Consider the following 20921-nt stretch of genomic DNA (forward strand, 5'->3'; position numbering starts at 1 on the left):
GGCGGGCAGGGTTGGTACTGGGCCGATTCACGGCTAGTGGCCGGGGTTTTTAATGCCGGGCGCTAACCCTGAAACCGCCAATACCCCGGAATAGACCCCTTCCAACGATCGCCAGAACTCAAAACCCGCCCACCGGCGCGAATTCAAAATCAATCGCCTGATTTAGCAACGTGCCATCCTGGCGCGCATATGCGCGGATTTATATGTTGCCTATTGTTCGCGCACTGACTTGCCGACCGTGACAGCAGCGTAATATTCACGTGGATATAATGCAAGACAAGCCGCCTGCAACCGGCCCCTGGAGGATGAGAAATGAGTGATGCGAGTGATGCCCATTCCCACGCAGTCGCGCTCGAAACCACTGCGAAAGCCGTCATATCGCTTGAAGGGGATTTTCTGCGGCCGTTGACCGTCGATCTTGCGGAATTCAGGGAGCAACCCAATGTAGTTGCCGATCCGTTCGATTTGCGCTGTTATACGACGAACCGGTTTATCCGCAGCGTCGACACCTATAGGGGGGTGTTGCTGAAAGACCTGATCTTGAAAGCCGGACTGCGGCCCGAGCCTAAGGGCGAGTTCAAGCGCACAGTGTTCATTGCGGTCGCGCACGATGGCTACGCGGTCACCTTCTCATGGCACGAATTGTTCAATACGCCCGTGGGTGAGCGGGTCATCGTCGCGCATGAATGCGGGGGCCGCTCGCTTAGCACCGAGGATGGCGTACCCATTCTGTTTTCAGGCGCGGATATTCTTCCGGCCCCCCGTCACGTCAAGCGGCTTGTGCGGATCGTGGCCCGGGTCTTGACGGCCTGAGTTGATCGCCTTATATCCGGTAAATCCCTGAAGCCTGTTACGGCAAGCGCCTTTTTGCAGCGTTTGCCGGCCACCGGAAATAACGAATCAGAACTTGTGACGCAAGCCGATGCGGGCTGCAACCTGATTGTTCGCGCCGGTACCCGAGTTACCGATGAAGCTCGAGCTCGATCCAATTTCAGCCTGGACCGGAACGTCGCGGCCATTGATCGTATTGCTGCCCAAAGCCTTCTGGTAAATCACGAGTGCGTAGACGTCGGTGCGCTTGGATAGCGCATAGTCGAGCATGCTGCTGACCTGGTGCCATTTGCCCTCGAAATGATCGTCAAGCTTCGAGAATGTGTAGCCCAGGCCTGCGCTCAAGGCCGGTGTAAACGCATACTTGCCGCCAAGTTCGTAGTTGTTCAGCCTGGACTCGGCGCCCGTGATCGGATCGAACGTCGTATGAGTCCAGTTACCCCAGATCGTGCCCGCACCAATGGCATAACGCGCCCACGCCGAAGGTTTCCAGGTCGCGCAGTCCGCCGGTATTCACGTTTGCGATGCTGACGCTGAACGCGGGCGTCGCGCCATTGGGGAAGCGAATATTGGTGTAGGCAGTGCCGATACTGAACGGCCCTTGCGCGTAATTCACACCGGCGCTGATCGTGCTCGACGACCCTTGCGTGGTTGTGGTGCCGGCGGTGGTGGTAGGCGAACCGGCGAACGAACCGGCTTGATTCGAGAAGCCGTACATCGCGCCAAAGGTCAGGCCCGAGAAATTGGCGCTGCTGAACTTGACGGCGTTGTTGATACGGCTGGACGTCAGTTGATCCAGGTCATTGATGTGGAACGCGTAGTTGCCCGCGGGCGTTTGGCCGCCCATCGTATAGTTGCCGCCGAGATAGTCGGTCGAGAACGAGTACTGGCGGCCGAGCGTGACCGAGCCCAGGCCTTTCTTCGCAATACCCACATACGCCTGGCGGCCGAACAACGCGCCGCCTTGCCCGAGCGTGCCATCGCCTGAACTGAAGCCGCTCTCGAGGGTGAAGAGGGCTTGCAGGCCGCCACCCAGGTCTTCTACGCCGCGCAGGCCCCAACGGCTGCCTTGGGCTACGCCGTCGCCGTATTTGAACAGCTGGCCATGTCCGGCCGGGGACGCGGCGTTACTGACGTAAGTCACGCCGGCGTCGATCAAGCCGTATAGCGTCACGCTGCTTTGTGCATGTGCAATTACCCCGACACTGCTCAATGCAGCCGCCGCCACGATTTTCCTTTTCATCGCTATTCCTGTCTTTAGTTTGAGTTGCCGCCGTTTGTAATGGACGCCACGCCCACGTGTTGCTCGAGGCGAAATGAGCCTTACAATCAGTCTTTCGAAATATCGGCAGGAATATAACGGTATGTCACAATTTGGTAAACTAAATATGGGTTGTTTGTAGGGTTGACGAGACACGGGCTTGACTCCGGGCTGCGCGTGGCATACTCGTTTTGAGTCAGGGCTTGCCGTGACACCCCGCAATCGGCTGTATCCCCGCTACCCGGCAATGACACATTCGCTCGTGACGCGCGCCCAATTGTTGGCCGCTTCGGCCTCTCCCGATGCTCCCGGCACCGCTTTGTTCGCCACCTTGCTTGCCGCGCACGATGACCCTTCTCTGCTTGGGTTATCGCCGGAACAATTCGCCTTGCTGTATGGCCGGCACTTTGGCGCAATGCGACCGACAAGGGCGGGTTTGGTTATCCGCTCGGAAGAGCAGGCCGGGTTCGTCAGCGCGCTTGTGGTCTTCCTGCTGAGTCATGTCCGGGCGGGTGGCGCCGTCGACATGGCCGATGCGGACTGTCTCGCATCGATCATTGCCCATGCGTGCTTGCGGCCGGACCATCTGTGGCGAGATCTTGGGCTAAGCGGGCGCGACGAAGTCACCGACATGCTCAGCCGGTATTTCCCGACGCTGGTGGCGCGCAATGTTGACGGAATGCGCTGGAAAAAATTCCTCGCGCGAGAACTTGCTTTGTCGCTTGGACTGGTGCCGCAGCCGGCGCCAGGATGTCCGGGCTGCGAAGATTTCGGGTTTTGTTTCGGCGGTAAAGGCAGTAAAGGCGGTAAATAAAGGCAGTAAATCGTGAGCGCTGCGCCTGACCACTGGCCTGAGTGTTGCGGCTTCCTGGTGAAGGGGTGATGTCGTGGATGCATGGGCCTGTCGGCCTCGTGTATGCTTTCGCGCATGGCCAAATCCGTGAAAGATCCAGTGACTCCTTCCTTATCCCATCAACCCGAGGTGCGTTTTCGCATGCGCATTCGCCAGGCGGACGCTGTGGCAATCGGCCCTGGGAAAATTGATTTGCTCGAGGCTGTGCATGAGCATGGTTCGATCTCGGCTGCCGCGCGCAGCCTGGGCATGTCGTACCGGCGGGCGTGGTTGCTCATCGACGAACTGAACCGTACGCTCAAGGCGCCGGCAACGTCTTCGGAAACGGGTGGCTCGGCGGGTGGTGGTTGCGTGTTGACGCCGGTTGGTGAAAAGATCGTGCGGCTTTATCGGGAGATTGAAGCGGAAGCGGCCAGGACCTGCGCGCCGCAGATTTCCGCGTTGACCAGGCTTATGAAGCGGTGATGATGAGAGGGGGCTTTCGTTCGCACTTGGTTGGGGGCGGCAGTGCCGGGTTGGTCGGTTCTGGGGTTAGTGGTCGGGGTCTATGCCGGGTTGGTGCTTTCGGCCTTAGTGGTCTGCGAGAGTTGGATTTTCTCTTTATCACTATTAGCCACTGTGCGTGGCGGCACGTCATTTCTTTGTCCAAAGCGACAAAGAAACGAAGCAAAGAAAGCGCTTTCAACCACGCTACCCTAAGTGTCCACAGCGTGCAGTTTTCATTCATAGGTGCCCCAAAAGCACGGTGCTCGCCAGAGCGGAGGATGTTTGAAACCCTCCTTCTCGCGAATCCTGACACGAACACGCTTCGCCCCGTACGCTCTCGGGCAAGCACGGTTCGCCAAGGGACCCGCACGGCCTCACGCGTCTTCACTGCGTCAGGGCTGCCAGGTTGGCGGCGTAGTTTGCGCCGTCGTCTTCGCGGGTTACGGTCGACGCATATTTAAGGCTTCGTTCTTTTTGGATTGCTTGCGCGACCTGCACCTTATTTTCGCCTACTATGACCTCGCGCATTTCGATGGCCTTGTTTCTGCGCGGGTTAGCGATATGGTTCGAAGTGCGTACTAATCTGGTGATTGGTTATCCGCGGATAGCGCGGGGTGCCCCTTGGGCAGGTTCAATCACTGGTGGCGAAGCGTGTGGGTATCGGTGTTCGGAGAAAGAGGGGTTCAAACATCCTCCGCTCTGGCGAGCACCGTGCTTTTGGGGCACCTATGAATAGAAACTGCACGCTGTGGACACTTAGGGTAGAGCGGTTAAAGCGCTTTCTTTGCTTCGTTTCTTTGTCGCTTTGGACAAAGAAATGACGTGCCGCCACGCACAGTGGCTAACAGTGATAAAGAGAAAATCCGACTCAAGCAGACCACCAACACTGAAAGCAGCAACCCGGCATTGACCCCGACCACTAACCCCACAACCTAGCAACCCCGCCCCCCGACCGAGTGCGAACGAAAACCAATTCCACCTTAACCCCTTAGCAATCGCGATGCACAATGGGTTAGCCGTGCCGCAGACAAAACCGCGACGCCGGCGGCGTATTACCCGATTGCAGCGACGCTCGGCCCAACCGCGTCATCAATTCCACAAAACTCGCCACGCTCGCGGTTCTTAGCGGGTGATAATCGACCTGATGGCGGTCGCATACGCGCTTGAGCAGGTTCATGGAGTCATGGTCTATACAGTCGACCGGAAACACGACAATGTCCGCTCGCGGGAGCGCGGCGGCGAACATGCCCTTGCGGTCTTCTATGCCGCCATCATGGACGATAAAATCGCCTCCCGCCGATTCGACCAGTTGCTTTAACGCGGCGTTCGAACCGGGCCGGCCGCCAACGTACACCACGCGCTTGCCGCTCAGGTTAGTGAGCTCCTCGGCCTTTGAACCGGCCTCGCTGCCCTGAGCCACCAGCGCCTGTTCCAGCGCGTTGCATTCAGCCTGGACCACGTTGAGCATCGCAATGGCATCGTCCAGCCGCTGGCTCAAGCTCTGCGCATGACGCTGCTCGTCGAGCGCGCGTTGCTCAGCGGTTTCCCGGCGGCTAGTGTGAATCGCAAGACGTTCGTCGCGTGCAGCCAGCGCCTCGCGCAGCGCCTGGACTTCCGCCGCGAGACTTGCTTCGGACGTATCTGGCATGCGCTCCGCCTTCGCGGACAACTCGGCCACTTGCGCGCTCAGTTGGCGCAGTGACGCGTCGCGTTCCGTAGTCAATTCGTGTAGCTTGTCTTGCTGCCGCTCGATCTTGTCCTTGAGTGCCGCATTTTCTTCTTCAAGTGCAACCAGGCGGCGGATGTCAGCCCGGTTGGCCGCGCCCACCAGATGGGACAACATATGCAGGTCGCCGAACGCAGCCTGACGCACGCTCATGATGGCTTCCGGATGCGTCATCAACGCCCAGTAAGCTGGCGGAATATCGCCGCTCTTGAGTGCTTCTTTCCAGAGCGCCAGCAGGGCTTCAGGATTTTTTGCCGCTTCGAAGCGGCGCACGGCACCCGAATAACGCGCATCAAGCGCCTTCTGTAATGCCTTGGCGCCCGCGCCGCCCTCTATGGCGAGCTCCACCGCCGCGTGATGAATCTCCAGATCCGTCGCATGTTGCCGGTCGCGATCTGTAAACTTCGGAACGAGTTTTCTAAGCTCGTTCGTGCTCAGGCATGTGCCGATGACCGAGCAATGCAAATGCGAATCCAGATCCGACAGCCGCGCCCGGCGGTGCGGACTGCGAAGCTCTGCGTCGGTAGGCGCGCAGCAGGCATCCGCCGCGCCGGTGTGAGTGCCGGCATAAGCACCCGCAGCGCTGGTCGATTCAGCGGACGGCGTGCGGGCTAGGCGGAAAGGGGGAACGGGTTGCACATTCACCTCGAATCGATCTGGATGTCAAACTGGATGTCAAACGGCTGAACAGACAACGGCCTTTAGCCTGCTCGATGAACGGATATCGAAATATACCATCGAATATAACGGTGCGAATCCGGACGGGTGCTTCGACGCAATCAACGCCGGGCGCTTCCGGCGTACAGGACGTCGACGTTCAGACAGACATGTCGCTGCTCGCACGGTCTCGATAGTGCCGCTCAAGCACGTGCTCGACGCATAAACCCACGAAGGTGGCGTCCAGGCGTTCGAGACTCCGCGCAACCTGCTGAAGACCGGCCGTGCCGCTGCCAGGTGCGGCCAGGAATACCTGATCCCGCTGCTGCTCAGCCGTTCGGGCGGTTTCGATGGCAAACGTCAGGTCGTCGAGGCGGCCGAAGTCGAGCGCGCGAGCGTGATCTTCAAGGGAAAACAAAAGGTCGCCGAGCGGCTGGCCGGTCGTGGATTCGAGGGAGCGGGCGTTACCGCGGATGTCCTCGAGCATGAGGACAAAACGGGCGACGCTTGCGCGCAGGTTCCGGAATGCATCGACCACTTCCCTGATCGCTTCTGTGCGCTCAGGATTGCGCGCCGAGTTGAGCGGCGTGATCGCGACCGACAGGTCGTGGCGCAGCGTGACGGAAGCGGGAGCGCGGGGTATTGATGCCTTTTGCCCGGACATGGGTAAATCCTCGAGATGCATGATTGGATAGGTTTCCTTGCGCCGGCAAGATGAATAATCGGGAGCAAAAGAATAGTACCGTGATATTCCGTAGAATATAACGAATGACTATTTTTTGTCTTGGAGGTTAGAGGGAACCTGGCCGGTTTTGAGGCTTTGGAGCGTTCGCAGACGGGCTGCCTTTTGTTCAGGCGGCCGCGCGGTCATTGACGGGAACGGAGCCAGGACAGGCTCGTTTTTACGGCTGGAGGATCAGGAGGGGCGGGATCGATCAGGAATAAAACTGCGGCGGCTACCGACTTGTTTCAATGAGAACAAGCCGAAGCCGCCGCGGGAAAACTCAATTTAGAGCGTCGGCAAAACCGGCCGGGTTTCAATCGAACGCTTGATCAACGCTTCGACCGCGAGGCGTTCGTCGCCGGCCAGTGGCAAGCGCGGCGGCCGGACCGGTTCGGTGCCAAGGCCGACCATGGCCTCGGCCAGCTTGATGTTCTGCACCAGCTTGGCCGAGACGTCGAGCGCCAGCAGCGGTGCGAACCAGCGATAGATCGTGCGGGCTTCTTCCAGGCGGCCGGCCTTGAGCAGCTTGAAGATTGCCACGGTCTCTTGAGGAAACGCGCAAACCAGCCCCGCAACCCAGCCATGCGCGCCCATCAGGCAGGCTTCCATCGCGAGGTTGTCGACGCCGCAAAAGAGTGCGTAGCGGTCGCCGACCGCATTGATGAGATCCGTGAAGCGGCGTACATCGCCGGCCGATTCCTTGATGGCAACGAGCTTCTTTTCATCGGCGAGTTCGGCGAACATTTCTGGTGTCACATCAACGCCGTACGCGAGCGGGTTGTTGTAGACCATGATCGGCAAGGGACTCGCACTGGCGACCACGCGGAAGTGGTTGAGCGTTTCGCGCCGGTCCGACAAATAACGCAAACCCGGCAACACCATGTAACCGGCAGCGCCGTGCTTGACGCCGAGTTCGGCCTGGCGGCAACCGTCGAGCGTGCTGTTTTCCGCAATCGTCAGCAACACGGGCACGCGTCCCTGGGCTGCATCGACGGCGATATCCAGCACGTCCAGCTTCTCGTCGAGCGAGAGCGTCGACGCTTCGCCAAGCGATCCGCAGACGATGATGCCGTCCACCCCGGCCGCGATCTGCGCCTCGATATTCTTCTTCGTCCAAGCGCGATCTATGCTGAAATCTGCATTGAACTTGGTCGTGACGGCGGGCATTACGCCTTCCCAGATATGCCCCATGGCGGCTCTCCTAAAAGTGATCGGTTGAGTGCAGTCTAAGCATTGCAGAATGAGCCGTCTTGCACGTTGCGCGCAATTACGATGCCGATTTCGGCACAATGATGATTCCCTGGCCTGCTTGACCGAAGGGCTTGAGCGCAGCGGAATCGGGCCGTGAAGAGGGGTTATGCGAGGGCTTCGGACTTATATAGATCTACTCCATCTATGCCGAAATCGGCATCAAATCCGCTGAGCGCTACCAAGACGGACCCGGCCCGAATTTCTACGATGTCAGCATGAAAATCCTACACTTCATCGATTCACATACGGGCGGGGAACCCACCCGTCTCGTCACGTCGGGTGGGCCTGATCTGGGCGGCGGCAGCTTGGCCGAACGCCTGGAAAACCTTCGCACGAAACACGACGACTGGCGGGCGGGCGTGGCCACAGAACCACGCGGCTCGGACGTGATCGTGGGGGCGTTATTGTGCGAACCGGACGATCCGGGATGCGCGGCTGCTGTCATCTTCTTCAATAACGTCGGATATCTCGGCATGTGCGGCCACGGCACGATCGGCCTGATCGTGTCCCTTGCTTACCTCGGGAAGATTCAGCCCGGCTCGCACCGGATCCAGACGCCCGCGGGAGTTGTCGAAGCCACATTGCATCAGGACGGCAGCGTGAGCGTGCGCAATGTACCGTCGTATCGATACCGGCAAGCGGTCCGTGTGGATGTGGACGGTTATGGGCCGCTGACGGGCGATATCGCATGGGGCGGCAACTGGTTTTTTCTCGTGGCCGATCACGGCCAGGATCTCGTTGCAACGAACCTGATACGACTGACAGCGGTAACAGACGCCATTCGTGAGGCATTGCAGGCACAAGGCATTACCGGCGCGGACGGAGCGCTCATCGACCACATTGAATTGTTCGCGGACTCGCCGCGTGCCGGTATCGATAGCCGCAATTTCGTGCTGTGTCCCGGCAGCGCCTATGACCGTTCGCCGTGCGGCACAGGCACAAGCGCGAAAGTCGCTTGTCTTGCCGCCGACAATAAACTGGCCGAAGGCGAGGTGTGGCGGCAGGAAAGCATTATTGGCAGCGTGTTCGAGGCAAGCTACCGGCACTCCGGCGAACTCGCGGGCCAGGCGGTGATCCCGACCATCACCGGGCATGCGCACATCATGGCCGAAGGCCGACTCTGCTTCGACAGTACGGACCCGTTCGCCTGGGGTATCCCGGCGGCATGAGCGTGGGGCTGGGACGTCGATAGTCCCGGTCAGCGCAACGCGCCCGCCGCGTATTCGTCCCCGTCATCCTCCGATTGCCCCAAGCCTCCCTGTCGTCAGCCCCAATTTTGACCGACGCTTCTCGCCCCTATAATCGGGCGCAGCGCGGTGCGCGCCCATCCACGCGGCATACGTGGCATGTGCGGCACTTGCGGACCCCGACGACGCCAGCGAGACGCGAATGACCACTACGACGGACCGTCCGGCGCATGCTGAGCCCGACCACGGCGCCGCGCCACCCGGCTTGCACGCCACGTTGCAGGCCCCTGCGGGCGCCGCGACGCTCGAGGCCATGCTGCAGCATTTCAGGCTGCTGGAACCGGTCTTCGACGCGATGCCCGATATCGTTTTCTTCGTGAAGGACGCGCAGGCGCGTTACGCCCTGGTGAACCGCGCGCTGGCTTCGCGCTGCGGCCTGAAGGACAAGCTGGGACTGCTTGGCAAGACGGCGGAAGAAGTCTTCCCGCAACGCTTTGGCCGCATTTATACGGCGCAGGACCAGTCGATCATCGCGCAGGGCAGCCCGATGATCGACCAGCTCGAACTGCATCTCTACCCGGCGCGCCAACCGGGCTGGTGCATGACGTCCAAGCAGCCGCTCCACGATGCACACGGCACGGTCGTTGGCCTGGCCGGCATCTCGCGCGACCTGCAGGCGGACGAAGGGACGCATCCGGCTTACAGCCGGCTCGCGGCCGTCGTCCAGCATATCCAGAGCAACTTCGTGCAGCCGCTGAACATGCCGCATCTGGCGGCGATGGCGAACATGTCGATTGCCCAGCTCGAGCGTTATTTCCACAAGGTCTTTCATCTGACACCGCGTCAGGTGTTGCTCAAGACGCGGCTCGATGCGGCTACGGCGCTGCTTGTCTCGCATGACAAGGTCACCGACGTAGCGGCGTTATGCGGCTACACCGACCACAGTGCATTCACGCGACAGTTCAAGGCGACCGTCGGCCTGACGCCGACCGAATATCGAGCGCTGTTGCGCTCGCATCATGTGGTGACGCATCCCGCGACACATGCCGCAGCAAAGCTTTCATTGTGATTATCAGAGTCGATAAGTCTGAACTTTCAAAACGGCATGGCGGATAAAAAATTACCTGCGCGGTGGCAAATGCGGCCGGCGCGTGCCTTCGCGCAGAGCTGGCGCGAACACCTTAGGGTTCGCGCAAAGCCCCGCGCAGAGGAGCTTCCGCCGTGGTTCCTCATGCAGTTTCTGCGCTCGGTCTATTTTTTGCTGCAAGCTTGGTCGACTACGCAATGAGGCATACTGCGCCCGTTGAATTTTTAATCCGCGCGACGTTCGACACCGGCGCGCGCGGCCGCTCACACGGTGCCGCATGGATCTCATGCCGTCGTGCCGCAAGGTCCGCAGTGAGTGAGACGCGAGAGCCGCGACATTGGCACTGGAATCCTGTTTGGGCTGTTAGAAAAGATAATGATGAATGAAGTAGCGAGACTGGGACATACCAGGATTGTGCTGATCGAAGATGACCTGGAAAGCCGCGAGTCACTGCGAATGCTGCTGGAGGAGGAAGGCGCGGAAGTCGTCGCCGTGGAGGACGCCGAAGAGGGCGCCGAGACGGTCATCCGGGAGTTGCCCGACGCAGTTATCTGCGACATTGATCTGCCGATGATGGATGGTTTTTACCTGATCCAGCGCCTGCGCGACCATGAGATTCGAGGCAACCTGACGCCATCGATAGCGATTGCCCTGACAGGGCACGACGGAGACGAATATCGCTTGCGAAGCATCGGCGAAGGGTTCCAGCACTTCATGACGAAGCCTGTGCATCCCGATGTGCTGGTGAGGCTAATACAGCAGTCGCTTAGTACGCGCGTGCTGTCCTAGCGTTCTATACGCCGCTCGCCGCCAAAACGTGCAGGACGGGCTTGTCCTGCGCGTCGGCGGTCCTATGACCGGTCGCGGTTGCGCGCGCGGGTGGCGCCGGTAATCACCGCGATGCCCAGCAAGATCACGTCGACAATCATGATGGTGTGTTGCGACACATGCATGGCGACCAGCGCCCATGACACGCCGCCGATCAGTATCAGCCAGCCCAACAGATAAATAACCAGGGTCATTGAATTGTCCTTTTGCGTTGTTTTGATCCGGGAAAGCGCGTGTTCGATCATTAGCCCCTGCACAAAGCGGGCCGCACCCCATCAATCCGGCACTTAACCGAATATAACCTCGGTGCGTATACCGAACGCGAACGCCCGTACACAGCCATGTTGTATTCTTGGCGCGTTTGCGCCCGGACTTCAACCCTAACGGCAATCCTCCATGCTTATAGTTCATCACCTCAACAATTCCCGTTCACAACGCGTGCTCTGGATGCTGGAAGAATTGGGCGTCGATTATGAAATCAAGCGTTATCAGCGCGACCCCAACACCATGCTCGCGCCGCCCGAGTTGCGCGCTGTGCATCCGCTCGGAAAGTCGCCGGTCATCACGGACGACGGCCAGACGATCGCCGAGTCGGGCGCGATCATCGAGTACCTGAACGAGCGTTATGGACAAGGGCGTTTCGCACCCCCGCACGGGACCACGCCGGAACGCCTTCGCTATAACTACTGGATGCACTACGCCGAAGGCTCCGCCATGCCGCCGCTGCTGCTGAAACTGGTGGCGCTGCGCATCGCGAGCGCGCCCATGCCGTTTTTCGTCAAGCCTATCGCGCGGCGCATCGCGCAGACCATGCAGGACAGTTTCATCGACCCGCAATTGAAACTGCACTTCGGCTTCATGGAGAGCGAGCTGTCGAAGTCCGAATGGTTCGCCGGCGATTCCTTCAGCGCCGCCGACGTGCAAATGAGCTTCCCGCTCGAAGCCGGAACCCAGCGTGCGGGCGCGAAGAAGCTTCCCCACGTAGCGGCTTTCGTGAAGCGGATTCACGAGCGTCCGGCCTATCAGCGAGCGTTGCAGCGTGGCGGAAAATACGATTTTGCGGACTGACCCGGGACGGCCGCGCGGCTTGCGTACAATGGCCGCTGGCTCCCTGGATTCACCTCGAATCAGGCACTTTCCGGCACTCATACGCACTTAGGCGCGAAGGCGAAGCATGGCTCGAATCGTCCCCGACGACTGGAAGAATATGGAAGCGACCGGCGCTGCCGTGCGTGAACTCGACACGCTGGCGCTGCTCGCAAAACTCCCCGACGATTACACCGTGTATCACGGTGTTCACTGGACCCGCATCAACGAAGGTTTTTCGGTGTTCGGCGAAGCGGATTTCGTGGTGGTCGCGCCGTCGGGCCGGGTGCTGGTCATCGAACAGAAGGCGGGGTTCCTGCGCGAAACGCCCGCGGGCCTGATGAAGGTCTACATGCAGAAAGAGCGTAACGTCGCCATCCAGCTTGCACGGACGCTCGAGAACCTGCACCGGCGCTTCACGGCCGCATTCGGCGCGGGCACCTACCGGATTGAAGAGCTGCTGTATTGCCCGGACTACACGGTGAAGGACGCGTCCATAGCAGGCGTGCCCGAAGCACGCATTGTCGATGCCAGCCGCCGGGCGAAGCTGCCGTCCGTCGTGCTCGATATCCTGCCGCCCAATGAGCCGCGTTTCGAAGCGTCCGCCCGCATCCATCACTTTCTCTCCGACGAACTCGCGCTCACACCCGATACCAACGCGCTGGTCGGTCAGGCCGACATGCTTGTCACCCGGCTCTCGGGAGGCCTCGCCACATGGGCGCGCCGGCTCGAGTTCCAGCCGTTCAGGCTGCGCGTGATCGGTACGGCCGGCTCGGGCAAGACGCAACTGGCGGTGCAGGTCATGCGCGATTCGGTGGCGAAGGGCCGCAGCGTGCTGTACGTGTGCTTCAACCGGCCGCTCGCCGATCACATCCGTCTGGTCGCGCCGCCCGAAGCACGCATTGCCAACTATCACCAGCTCAGCGCAAGCGTGACGCGCGACGCCGGTACCCCGCCGGATTTCAGCCAGCCGAACGTATTCGCTACGCTGGAGGAGCGTTTCGCCAACGTCGAGATTGCGGAGCACTGGAAGTTCGATGTATTGATTGTCGATGAAGGCCAGGATTTTCAGGCCCCCTGGGTGGACGCGCTGGCCCGTTTGCTGAAGCCGGACGGCGCATGGTGGTGGCTCGAAGATCCGATGCAGAACCTGTATTTCCGCGACCCCGTGCCGCTGCCCGGCTGGACCACGTTGCGCGAGACCACGAACTATCGCAGTCCGCGTGACTTGCTCGCGTACATCCGGCGGATCGTCGGACGCGAGGTGCAGCTCGACGCGGGCAGTCCGTTCGACGGTTCCGAAGTCAGTCTCTCCACCTACGAAAATGGCCACCCCGACGAAGTGATCGAGGCGACCAAGCGGGCGATCACCCAGGCGCTGGCGCTCGGCTACCGGAAGCAGGACATCGCGGTGTTGTCCTTTCGCGGACGCGAAGGCTCGGTGCTGACTTCGGTCGACCAGCTCGGGCCGCATCGCTTGCGCAGCTTCACGGGCAGTTACGATTTGTTCGGGAATCCGGAATATCGGGAAGGTGACGTACTGCTCGAATCGATCTACCGGTTCAAGGGCCAGTCGGCGCCCTGCGTGATTTTGACTGAAGTCGATTTCGACACCTTCGACGAACAGGTCGCGCGCAAGTTCTTTGTCGGTGCGACGCGTGCCACCATGAAGTTGATCGTGGTGGCGTCCGAACGTGCGGCGCTGGCCTTCGACGAACAGCATTGAGCGCCGCCATGAGACAGCAGTCAGTGTTGAGATTTCTTGCGGCCTCGTTGCTCGCTTCGTGGCTCGTCTCGTTGCCGTTTGCCGCGAGCGCGGCGCCGTTGGCGCTGGACGTGCAGGGAATGATCGGGCGCACCAACGATGCAAGCCATAGCGTCTATCACATCAGCGAAGCCGACCTGCTGAAACTGCCGGTCCATACGATCACGACCTCGACCACCTGGACGCCAAAGTCCACCTTCGCCGGGCCGCTGCTGGGTGACGTGCTGAAGCTCGTGGATGCACGCGCCGACGGTATCGAACTGCGCACGATCGACGACTATTCATACACGGTGAGCGCCAGGGAAGCCGAGCGCTACGGCGCGATTCTGGCCTACAGCAGGAATGGCGTGCGCCTCACCGTCAGCAACTTTGGTCCACTGTTCCTGATCTATCCACGCGACGCCTATCCGTCCGAGTTGAGTGGTTCGGCCGCGGAGGCAAAGTTCGTGTGGCAGATCAAAGGGATGGTCGTGAAATGATGCGTGCGCCGCTTCGCCGTTTCAAGGTGGCGATGCTGGTGGCGGCAGCCATTGCGCCGCCGCTTGGCGGCGTGGGTTACGTGCTGTATTCCGTCCTGCTGGCGAACCAGACCACGCAGCAACTCACCCTGCCGTACGACGGTTTCTACTGGGACGGCGCGCAATTCCAGATTGCGTACGGCCGCTTTGCGAACCAGGTTCTGTTGTATCGCAGCGGGATCGACGCCGATACCGACGAGATCCAGCTCCGGTTCGAGGTGCTTGAATCGAAGCTCGCCATTGTCACCGCTTCCACCGCGATGCTCTCCGATCGAGGCACCTTGCGAAACCGCCAGCAGGAGATCCTGCGGCAACTGGACGCAGCGCTCGGGTCTATCGACCCGGATATTGGTTTGTTGAGCAAGGACCCCGGGCGCACGCTGAAGATCATTGGCGTATTGCGGCAGAACCAGGATGCAGTCAACGAGCTGGCGAACGGACGCCGCGTGGTCGACGTGGCGGAGCGCGACTACATTGCGCGCGATTTCGTTTCGAAGCGGCGTTATCTGTTCGCAGCGGGCATGCTGCTCGCGCTGCTTTCCATGGTCGCCACCGCCATGCTGCTGCTCAACGGCTACCGGCGTTCGCGGCTGATTCACCAGCAACGTGCGGCGCTCGAAGCGCAACACCAGGCAACCCGCGCTGCACGCGAAGCGTCGCAGGCGAAGGACGCGTTCCTCGGCATGATCAGCCACGAGTTGCGCACGCCGTTGCATGCCATTGTGTCGTCGGTGGAACTGCTCGAACTGAACCTGCATAGCGAAAGCGATCGCAAGATCATCCAGCGGCTCGAGACCGGAGCACGCCATCTTGAGGCACAGATGCGCGACTTGACCGACTTCGCTAGGATCGGCGCCGGCAAGCTTGAATTGCGGCTGACTGTATTCGATCCAATGGAACTGCTCGACTCCATCGTGGACGCGAATACACCGGCGGCCGTGGCGAAGGGGCTGGCGTTGCGCGGGCAGTTCGCGGGCGAGGCGGGTCTGGTGGAATCGGACCAGCACCGGCTGCGTCAGATCGTGACCAACCTGGTGACGAACGCTATCAAGTACACCGACTCAGGCTCGATCGATGTGCGTTTCGAACGCTCGCTCGAACGGCTTGATATCTCCGTCATTGATACCGGTCCCGGGATTGCGCGCGAACAGTTGCCGCTGATCTTCAAGGAATTCACGCAACTCGATTCATCGAGCACGCGGCGTTTCGATGGCGCCGGCATGGGGCTCGCGGTCGTGCGCGGGCTGGTCGAATTGTTGGGCGGCGTGGTCAACGTGTCGAGTGACGTCGGTCAGGGCGCCGCGTTTCGCGTGAGTTTGCCCGCTGCATCGGTGGCGCGAATGCCCGAGCGCGAGCGTGCGCCCGCTGACTTGCCACCGTTGAAGAAAGCACGCGTGCTGGTGATAGACGACCATGATTCCATCCGCGAGTCGCTGACTGAAATGCTGGCGCACCTCGGTTATGCGAGCGTGGCAATGCCCGACGTGGACAGTGCGCTCGCGTGGCTCGAGAACAATCAGGCCGATGTGATCCTCGCCGACCTCCACATGCCGGGCAAGGACGGGTACTCGTTCGTGAATGAGTACCGCGCAAGGCGGGCAGCGGGCGCGAGCTTGCCTGTGATCGCGGTGAGTGCCTACGCGCCGGATCTGGTCGACCCCAGCGCCGCTATCCTGTTCTTCGATTACCTGCTCAAGCCCGTGCGCTACGAAGTGCTGAAAAGCGCCTTGGCGCGGGCGTTATCGGCGGCAAGGCGGATACGTTGAGCGGTGCGCGCTAACGTTCGGGATCAGGTTCGCTGCAAGCGCTTCGACAAGTCGGCCACAAGGATCGCCATGCGCGCCGGTTTCTCGAAGCATGTGACGTTGTAGCGCTGGATGATGTCGCTGATTTCCGACTCGCTTGCCTTGCCGGTCGTCAGTTCGCCCGTCAATACGAAGATGGGCGCATCCGGGTTGTCGGAATTGCGCACGGCACTGATAGCATCGGCCGAGGTGTGCGCCCCGAACAGCCAGTCGATCACCACTGCGTCGAACACTTGCGTCTGCAGCGCTTGCGAGAACCCTTCCAGACCATACAGAGCGACCGCTGTGAAGCCGCTGCGCTCGAGATAATCGTGCAGGTTGTCGGCGGAGGTCTGGTCGTCGTCCACGACCGCGATCAGCGGTTTGTCCATGTCCGTGCGGCGCGGCTGGATCTCGATCTTGTGGACATCGTGAGCGGCGTGCAGCAGCACACCTTCGTGCGTCGTCACAAGCCAGCGGCCGTTCATGTTTTGCGCAATGAAATCCGGGCGGCTGCCCGGTTCGAGCGCTTCGCCAATCCACGCAACACAGGGAATCTCGATAGCGCCAAGCATAAGGACGACATCCTGGGCGGTGCCTTCGGTGTCGTCCACGTCGGCGTTCTTCGCGTCGAATAGCTGCAAGGCGGGCTCGCCGAACGCGTCGGCCACGCGGCGGATTTGCGCAAGCGTCCACGGACTGTTGCCACGTAGCTTTCGATGTCCTTGCGAGAAACTGAGATCGAGAATGCGGCAAAGCTCGGCTGTCTGCTGCCGCTTGCCAATGCCATGACGATTCATCAGGTCGCGTACGCGCTGGGCGACTGCGAGGGAATCGGAGGATGAGGTTTCAGTGACCATGCTGCTATAGACCAGTAAAAGCGCGTGGCGGGTTGGAAGACGGTGAGGCGGATTCGGGATGGACCGGGGGGTATTGTAGGCGTAAGACAGGGCTAGTTCGAAAAACTCTTGCGAAGATAATCGCCTGTCCTACAAGGGGCGGGGAGGTTGTTACCGGTTGCGAACACATGATCCTATTCGAACCGGAAATTGATTCGCGGCTGGCAAACGTTATCGTGCATCAGATAGCGGTATGAAGCCTCCCGAAGCACTATAAAACGGTCGATCGGACACTCGGGATGTTTGACCACCCGTGTCAATCGTCATTCCTTTGGACGCGGGACTTTCTACAACTTCAACAAAGCACTGCTCGTTCGATACCCAGCATGCTTATTAATGCGGTGCTCAAAGCGGGTCGTGCTGACAACCCAATCGACACCGGGCACCGTGAGTCGCCGCATCAGGATCAAACTCAATCCGGTCATCTCGTTTGTTTCCGTCGAATATTGGTTCTGATCGGGGTTTACGCCGGTTTTCGCTACCGTTGCATTCCGACATTTCTTCCGAATCCGGGACACGCTGCGCCTGATTCGGCCAATTCTGCCGGTAGCCGGCCCCGCCATCTCATCATTAGCCCGAATTCCACGGGCACATACTACTTCCCGCTTTGTCTTCGGAGCACTATGCTTTCTACGGCAAAGAGATATGAACATTCGACACACGATGGACGTTTAAAACTCTGACTTGGGGGAAGACTAGTGGAACTCGAAACCCGCACTTTGGGACGCGTGACGAAGAGACTCGTCCCGTTCCTGATTCTCTGTTATTTCATAGCGTACCTGGACCGCGTCAACGTCGGTTTCGCCGCGTTGCAGATGAATAAAGACCTTGGACTATCCTCGAGCGCCTTCGGCTTCGGCGCGGGGATTTTCTTCATCGCTTATTTCTTTTTCGAGGTTCCGTCCAACCTGCTGCTGGAGAAGTTCGGTGCGCGCCGATGGATCGCCCGGATCATGTTCACCTGGGGCATCCTTGCCGGCGCCATGGCGTTCATTCCCGGGATCTCGCGGTTGACAGGACTCTCGCCCGCACACGTGTTCTATACCTTGCGGGTGTTGCTCGGGATCGCGGAAGCGGGATTCTTCCCGGGCATCATCTTCCTGCTGACGCTGTGGTTTCCGGCGGCGTACCGGGCACGCGTGGTTGGCTATTTCATGGTGGCCATCCCGCTGTCCACCGTGATCGGCGCCCCCATCTCCGGCGCGCTGCTCAACCTCGACAAACTCGCGAGCCTCGCCGGCTGGCAGTGGGTCTATCTGGTTGAAGCATTGCCGGCCCTGCTCCTGTCGTTCGTAGTCCTGTTTTATCTCACCGACAAACCGGCGGACGCAACCTGGCTTGCAGCCGATGAGCGCGACTGGCTCGTGGGCCGGCAAGCCCAGGAACGCGCGCAGCGTGAGGCCGTGCGCGCCTTCAGCGTGCGCGAAGCCTTGTTCAATCCGCGGGTTCTTGCCGTCGCGCTCATCTACTTCGGCGCCAACGCGACCAACTACGGCCTGAGTTTTTTCCTGCCGCAAATCGTCAAAGGGTTTGGCCTCGGTAATGTCCAGACGGGCCTTGTGACGTCGTTGCCGTACATTGTCGGCGCGTTCAGCATGATCTTATGGGGACGCCGCTCTGACCGCAAGCTCGAGCGCAAGTGGCATGTGGCCATCCCGCTGCTGGTGGCTGCCGGTGGAATTGCGGCATCGACGGCACTGGATGACCCTGTGCTGAAAATGATCGCGCTGTCCATTGCCGGCTTTGGCATATTCGGCTGCCTGCCGGTGATCTGGACGCTACCCGCCGCTTTCCTTTCGGGGGCGGCCGCAGCGGGTGGCATTGCCGCGGTGAACTCGCTCGGCAATCTGGCCGGGTTCTTCGGACCCTACGCGATGGGGTGGATCAAGGACAGTACCGGCAGTTTTGCTGCTGGCTTGCTCTGTCTGGCCGGGGCCGGGCTGGTCGCCGTGGCAGCGGTCCTCCTGCTTCGTCACGATAGCGCTTTGGAGAACGCGCCCGGGCCTCTTGTTGAAGAAAGCTCGCGGCACGCTTAAGGGCTCGTCTTAACGTATTGACGAGATTCCGGGGAAATTGTTCGGCCCGTTCCCTATCGCGGTGAACGGGCAGGATCCCGTCGGCCTCGGCGCGGGTCTATGGCGGCTCGACCGGCAGCAGCTTCAATTCGAACTGGACGGCAGGCTTTGTCTTGCCGACTGCCTGGCGACGGGCAAGGGCATCGACGCCATAGCCGAGATGCTCATGCGGAGTGCCAGGACCACCAGCACGCACAAGATGCACCTCACGCAAAAGTTCGGCATTGAAAACGATGCCGAACTGATCTGCTATGCGATCAAACATGGTTTGATTTACGAGCGCGATCGCTCGTAGGGATATTCCGACAAGAAAACCAGCCCCGTCTGAAGCCACAATCGACCGTCTCCGACAGATAAGGACCTATGGCGCTCCTAGCATGGTTTTATGGGGTGGATAGCAAACCACGGAGAATCCTTATGGTTGCGTCGGAGCAGTCTTTGCGCGTTTTGTTTGAAAAATGGCTGGGCGCGGGGAGCACCGGGCATCTGCAGGTGCGCTCCATTCATCGTATTCGTGCAGGGCGCCGCCGGTGCGTCTGCATTGAAGTGGAGCGGGCCGCTGGCGCCCCATTCAGCTCCGCTTTCAGTCCTTTCACGCTCTTCTTTTTCCGCCACGACGACGGCGCCTGGCATATCTATCCGCCGGAGGCCGTACGTCCTGCCATGAGTCCCGACCGGCTGGCCGCTTGAGCAGGGACGGATAGCCCATCTCCGCCAAAATCTAGCAAAGACGCACACCCCGGCGAATGACGCGGCACGTGCACACTTCAATACGGCACGCCGATAAACATCTCAAGCGGGCTGCATCAACCTTCCACAGGTCTTGATCTCTCAACCGTTTCACGGGTCCAAGGCCCTTGGCCGTGAGATCGCCGTGCGTCGAAAAAGGGACGTCGTTGTGATGTTGTCTGAAGAAATGGAGTTGATTAAATGTTCCGCGAAATGTGCGCGCCTGCATATAGGAAATGCTTTTGCTCCCCGAAGCTTGGGCGGGCATCACGATGGCGAGATTGAGATCCAGCTTGCCCACATAGGATGCCGCGGCCCAACACCTGAAACCCATTCCTGTGAGAGATCATCCGATGAAAACAGACTTCACCCGTACCGGCGAACTCAAGAACATTGCGAGCTATCCGCAATGGCTCCAAGACGTAGTCAAGGATTGCGAAGAAGCGAAGCGAAAGGTTGTCTATCACCCGTTGTGCAAGGCCATGAAGGACGCGACGCTCGATATTGAAAGCACGCATCGTTTCCTGATTGGTTTCTTTCCTGTCATCGAGCAGTTTCCGCAGTTCATGGCGTCGAACCTCATGAAGGCACGGTTCGGCCATTCGCATGGTGAAGGGATGGCACGGTCCTACCTCATCCAGAATATCCGGGTCGAGAACATGCACGCCAAGCACTGGCTGCAGTGGGCAGGGGCGAGCGGTCTGGGGCTTGATGACTTGTTGTTGCAAGAGGTGCCGAGCGAGATGCATGCGCTCGCGCACTGGTGCGGACATGTCAGCCTCACCGATGAGCTGGCGGTCGCGGTGGCGGCAACGAACTACGCAGTGGAAGGCGCAACGGGTGACTTCTCGTGCTTTGTCTGCTCCGAAGAAACGTATGCGCTGACCTTTCCAGAACCGATTCGCAAGTCGGCAATGCGTTGGCTCAAAGTACACGCCCATTACGATGACGAGCACCCGTGGATGGCGTTGGAAATCGTGGCCACGTTGCTGGGTACCAATCCGCCGGTGGAGTCCATCAACAAGATCCGCACGGCCATTCGCAAGAGCTACGACTATATGCGCATGACGCTCGATTACGCGTACGGAACGCCCTCGGAGCCGTTGGCGGTACGTGCAGTGGAGGAAGAGCCGGTGGCGGCCTGAGCGAGCCTGGTTTGGGTCATTGAATAACG

The 20921-nt window shown here is 60.1% G+C and carries 20 protein-coding genes and 1 pseudogene; 14 read left to right on the plus strand and 7 right to left on the minus strand.

Annotated features, from left to right (window positions below; translation table 11 throughout):
• Positions 1-312: 312 nt before the first annotated feature.
• Positions 313-813, plus strand: coding sequence for a molybdopterin-dependent oxidoreductase (locus tag ACSQ8V_RS21645; RefSeq protein ID WP_436207105.1), 501 nt, complete (start codon positions 313-315; stop codon positions 811-813).
• 87 nt (positions 814-900) lie between these two features.
• Here ACSQ8V_RS21645 and ACSQ8V_RS21650 read toward each other — a convergent pair.
• Positions 901-2074: pseudogene (locus ACSQ8V_RS21650) on the minus strand (porin).
• Between the two features lie 265 nt (positions 2075-2339).
• Here ACSQ8V_RS21650 and ACSQ8V_RS21655 point away from each other — a divergent pair.
• Together ACSQ8V_RS21655 and ACSQ8V_RS21660 are read left to right on the plus strand one after the other, a co-directional pair.
• The gene (locus tag ACSQ8V_RS21655) at positions 2340-2906 is read left to right on the plus strand and encodes a nitrogen fixation protein NifQ (RefSeq protein ID WP_436207106.1); all 567 of its coding nucleotides are present in this window, start codon (positions 2340-2342) and stop codon (positions 2904-2906) included.
• 180 nt (positions 2907-3086) lie between these two features.
• The gene (locus tag ACSQ8V_RS21660) at positions 3087-3410 is read left to right on the plus strand and encodes a winged helix-turn-helix domain-containing protein (RefSeq protein ID WP_213762267.1); all 324 of its coding nucleotides are present in this window, start codon (positions 3087-3089) and stop codon (positions 3408-3410) included.
• Between the two features lie 405 nt (positions 3411-3815).
• Here the strand turns inward: ACSQ8V_RS21660 and ACSQ8V_RS21665 are convergent, their stop codons facing one another.
• The 4 genes from ACSQ8V_RS21665 to ACSQ8V_RS21680 all read right to left on the minus strand — a co-directional run bounded on the left by ACSQ8V_RS21665 (position 3816) and on the right by ACSQ8V_RS21680 (position 7729).
• Complete coding sequence (locus ACSQ8V_RS21665) at positions 3816-3959, minus strand: hypothetical protein (protein ID WP_436207107.1); 144 nt, start codon at positions 3957-3959, stop codon at positions 3816-3818.
• 484 nt (positions 3960-4443) lie between these two features.
• A complete protein-coding gene (locus ACSQ8V_RS21670) occupies positions 4444-5796 on the minus strand; it encodes a DUF2325 domain-containing protein (protein ID WP_436207108.1) in 1353 nt (450 codons plus the stop codon).
• Positions 5797-5974: 178 nt separating this feature from the next.
• A complete protein-coding gene (locus ACSQ8V_RS21675; protein ID WP_436183649.1) occupies positions 5975-6478 on the minus strand; it encodes a hypothetical protein in 504 nt (167 codons plus the stop codon).
• A 345-nt stretch (positions 6479-6823) separates the two neighbouring features.
• Positions 6824-7729 (minus strand): dihydrodipicolinate synthase family protein, encoded by a 906-nt coding sequence (locus tag ACSQ8V_RS21680; RefSeq protein WP_436207109.1) that lies wholly within the window; start codon positions 7727-7729, stop codon positions 6824-6826.
• Positions 7730-8004: 275 nt separating this feature from the next.
• On the opposite strand from ACSQ8V_RS21680, the gene ACSQ8V_RS21685 reads away from it, so the two are divergent.
• The 3 genes from ACSQ8V_RS21685 (at position 8005) to ACSQ8V_RS21695 (ending at position 10852) form a co-directional block, all read left to right on the plus strand.
• The gene (locus ACSQ8V_RS21685) at positions 8005-8958 is read left to right on the plus strand and encodes a 4-hydroxyproline epimerase (RefSeq protein WP_436207110.1); all 954 of its coding nucleotides are present in this window, start codon (positions 8005-8007) and stop codon (positions 8956-8958) included.
• A gap of 331 nt (positions 8959-9289) precedes the next feature.
• Positions 9290-10045, plus strand: a complete 756-nt coding sequence (locus ACSQ8V_RS21690; RefSeq protein ID WP_436207981.1) for a helix-turn-helix domain-containing protein — start codon at positions 9290-9292, stop codon at positions 10043-10045.
• 393 nt (positions 10046-10438) lie between these two features.
• Entirely contained in the window at positions 10439-10852 is a 414-nt protein-coding gene (locus ACSQ8V_RS21695) for a response regulator (protein WP_255631141.1), read from the plus strand.
• Positions 10853-10914: 62 nt separating this feature from the next.
• On the opposite strand, the gene ACSQ8V_RS21700 is transcribed toward ACSQ8V_RS21695, so the two are convergent.
• Positions 10915-11085: a hypothetical protein gene (locus ACSQ8V_RS21700; protein ID WP_213762005.1), complete on the minus strand. Its 171-nt coding sequence runs from the start codon at positions 11083-11085 to the stop codon at positions 10915-10917.
• 202 nt (positions 11086-11287) lie between these two features.
• On the opposite strand from ACSQ8V_RS21700, the gene ACSQ8V_RS21705 reads away from it, so the two are divergent.
• The 4 genes from ACSQ8V_RS21705 to ACSQ8V_RS21720 all read left to right on the plus strand — a co-directional run bounded on the left by ACSQ8V_RS21705 (position 11288) and on the right by ACSQ8V_RS21720 (position 16026).
• A complete protein-coding gene (locus ACSQ8V_RS21705) occupies positions 11288-11959 on the plus strand; it encodes a glutathione S-transferase family protein (RefSeq protein WP_436207111.1) in 672 nt (223 codons plus the stop codon).
• Between the two features lie 106 nt (positions 11960-12065).
• Entirely contained in the window at positions 12066-13703 is a 1638-nt protein-coding gene (locus ACSQ8V_RS21710; RefSeq protein ID WP_213762007.1) for an ATP-binding domain-containing protein, read from the plus strand.
• A gap of 8 nt (positions 13704-13711) precedes the next feature.
• A complete protein-coding gene (locus ACSQ8V_RS21715) occupies positions 13712-14221 on the plus strand; it encodes an oxidoreductase (RefSeq protein ID WP_213762008.1) in 510 nt (169 codons plus the stop codon).
• Positions 14221-16026, plus strand: coding sequence for an ATP-binding response regulator (locus tag ACSQ8V_RS21720; protein ID WP_213762269.1), 1806 nt, complete (start codon positions 14221-14223; stop codon positions 16024-16026). Before ACSQ8V_RS21715 ends, ACSQ8V_RS21720 begins: the two co-directional genes overlap by 1 nt.
• A 23-nt stretch (positions 16027-16049) precedes the next feature.
• On the opposite strand, the gene ACSQ8V_RS21725 is transcribed toward ACSQ8V_RS21720, so the two are convergent.
• On the minus strand, positions 16050-16904 hold the full coding sequence (locus ACSQ8V_RS21725; protein WP_213762009.1) for a helix-turn-helix domain-containing protein: 855 nt from the start codon (positions 16902-16904) through the stop codon (positions 16050-16052).
• Positions 16905-17641: 737 nt separating this feature from the next.
• Between ACSQ8V_RS21725 and ACSQ8V_RS21730 the strand changes: the two genes are divergently transcribed.
• From ACSQ8V_RS21730 to ACSQ8V_RS21745, 4 genes are all read left to right on the plus strand, one after another.
• Entirely contained in the window at positions 17642-18979 is a 1338-nt protein-coding gene (locus ACSQ8V_RS21730; protein WP_213762010.1) for an MFS transporter, read from the plus strand.
• Between the two features lie 37 nt (positions 18980-19016).
• Positions 19017-19313, plus strand: a complete 297-nt coding sequence (locus tag ACSQ8V_RS21735; RefSeq protein WP_436207112.1) for a response regulator transcription factor — start codon at positions 19017-19019, stop codon at positions 19311-19313.
• A 122-nt stretch (positions 19314-19435) separates the two neighbouring features.
• Positions 19436-19708 (plus strand): hypothetical protein, encoded by a 273-nt coding sequence (locus ACSQ8V_RS21740; RefSeq protein WP_436207113.1) that lies wholly within the window; start codon positions 19436-19438, stop codon positions 19706-19708.
• A 392-nt stretch (positions 19709-20100) separates the two neighbouring features.
• Positions 20101-20892 (plus strand): TenA family transcriptional regulator, encoded by a 792-nt coding sequence (locus tag ACSQ8V_RS21745; RefSeq protein WP_213762012.1) that lies wholly within the window; start codon positions 20101-20103, stop codon positions 20890-20892.
• The last annotated feature ends 29 nt before the right edge of the window (positions 20893-20921 follow it).

Origin of the sequence: Caballeronia sp. LjRoot31 (genome assembly GCF_964253885.1) — a bacterium.
Taxonomy (GTDB): Bacteria; Pseudomonadota; Gammaproteobacteria; order Burkholderiales; family Burkholderiaceae; genus Caballeronia.

Excerpts from the sequence above, each read along its gene's own strand:
- ACSQ8V_RS21690 (WP_436207981.1), top strand. The coding sequence starts at position 9,290 with ATGCTGCAGCATTTCAGGCTGCTGGAACCGGTCTTCGACGCGATGCCC.
- ACSQ8V_RS21720 (WP_213762269.1), top strand. The coding sequence starts at position 14,221 with ATGCGTGCGCCGCTTCGCCGTTTCAAGGTGGCGATGCTGGTGGCGGCA.
- ACSQ8V_RS21710 (WP_213762007.1), top strand. The coding sequence starts at position 12,066 with ATGGCTCGAATCGTCCCCGACGACTGGAAGAATATGGAAGCGACCGGC.
- ACSQ8V_RS21680 (WP_436207109.1), bottom strand. The coding sequence starts at position 7,729 with ATGGGGCATATCTGGGAAGGCGTAATGCCCGCCGTCACGACCAAGTTC.
- ACSQ8V_RS21665 (WP_436207107.1), bottom strand. The coding sequence starts at position 3,959 with ATGCGCGAGGTCATAGTAGGCGAAAATAAGGTGCAGGTCGCGCAAGCA.
- ACSQ8V_RS21655 (WP_436207106.1), top strand. The coding sequence starts at position 2,340 with ATGACACATTCGCTCGTGACGCGCGCCCAATTGTTGGCCGCTTCGGCC.
- ACSQ8V_RS21695 (WP_255631141.1), top strand. The coding sequence starts at position 10,439 with ATGATGAATGAAGTAGCGAGACTGGGACATACCAGGATTGTGCTGATC.
- ACSQ8V_RS21725 (WP_213762009.1), bottom strand. The coding sequence starts at position 16,904 with ATGGTCACTGAAACCTCATCCTCCGATTCCCTCGCAGTCGCCCAGCGC.
- ACSQ8V_RS21700 (WP_213762005.1), bottom strand. The coding sequence starts at position 11,085 with ATGACCCTGGTTATTTATCTGTTGGGCTGGCTGATACTGATCGGCGGC.
- ACSQ8V_RS21745 (WP_213762012.1), top strand. The coding sequence starts at position 20,101 with ATGAAAACAGACTTCACCCGTACCGGCGAACTCAAGAACATTGCGAGC.
- ACSQ8V_RS21660 (WP_213762267.1), top strand. The coding sequence starts at position 3,087 with ATGCGCATTCGCCAGGCGGACGCTGTGGCAATCGGCCCTGGGAAAATT.
- ACSQ8V_RS21705 (WP_436207111.1), top strand. The coding sequence starts at position 11,288 with ATGCTTATAGTTCATCACCTCAACAATTCCCGTTCACAACGCGTGCTC.
- ACSQ8V_RS21645 (WP_436207105.1), top strand. The coding sequence starts at position 313 with ATGAGTGATGCGAGTGATGCCCATTCCCACGCAGTCGCGCTCGAAACC.
- ACSQ8V_RS21715 (WP_213762008.1), top strand. The coding sequence starts at position 13,712 with ATGAGACAGCAGTCAGTGTTGAGATTTCTTGCGGCCTCGTTGCTCGCT.
- ACSQ8V_RS21675 (WP_436183649.1), bottom strand. The coding sequence starts at position 6,478 with ATGTCCGGGCAAAAGGCATCAATACCCCGCGCTCCCGCTTCCGTCACG.
- ACSQ8V_RS21685 (WP_436207110.1), top strand. The coding sequence starts at position 8,005 with ATGAAAATCCTACACTTCATCGATTCACATACGGGCGGGGAACCCACC.
- ACSQ8V_RS21740 (WP_436207113.1), top strand. The coding sequence starts at position 19,436 with ATGGTTGCGTCGGAGCAGTCTTTGCGCGTTTTGTTTGAAAAATGGCTG.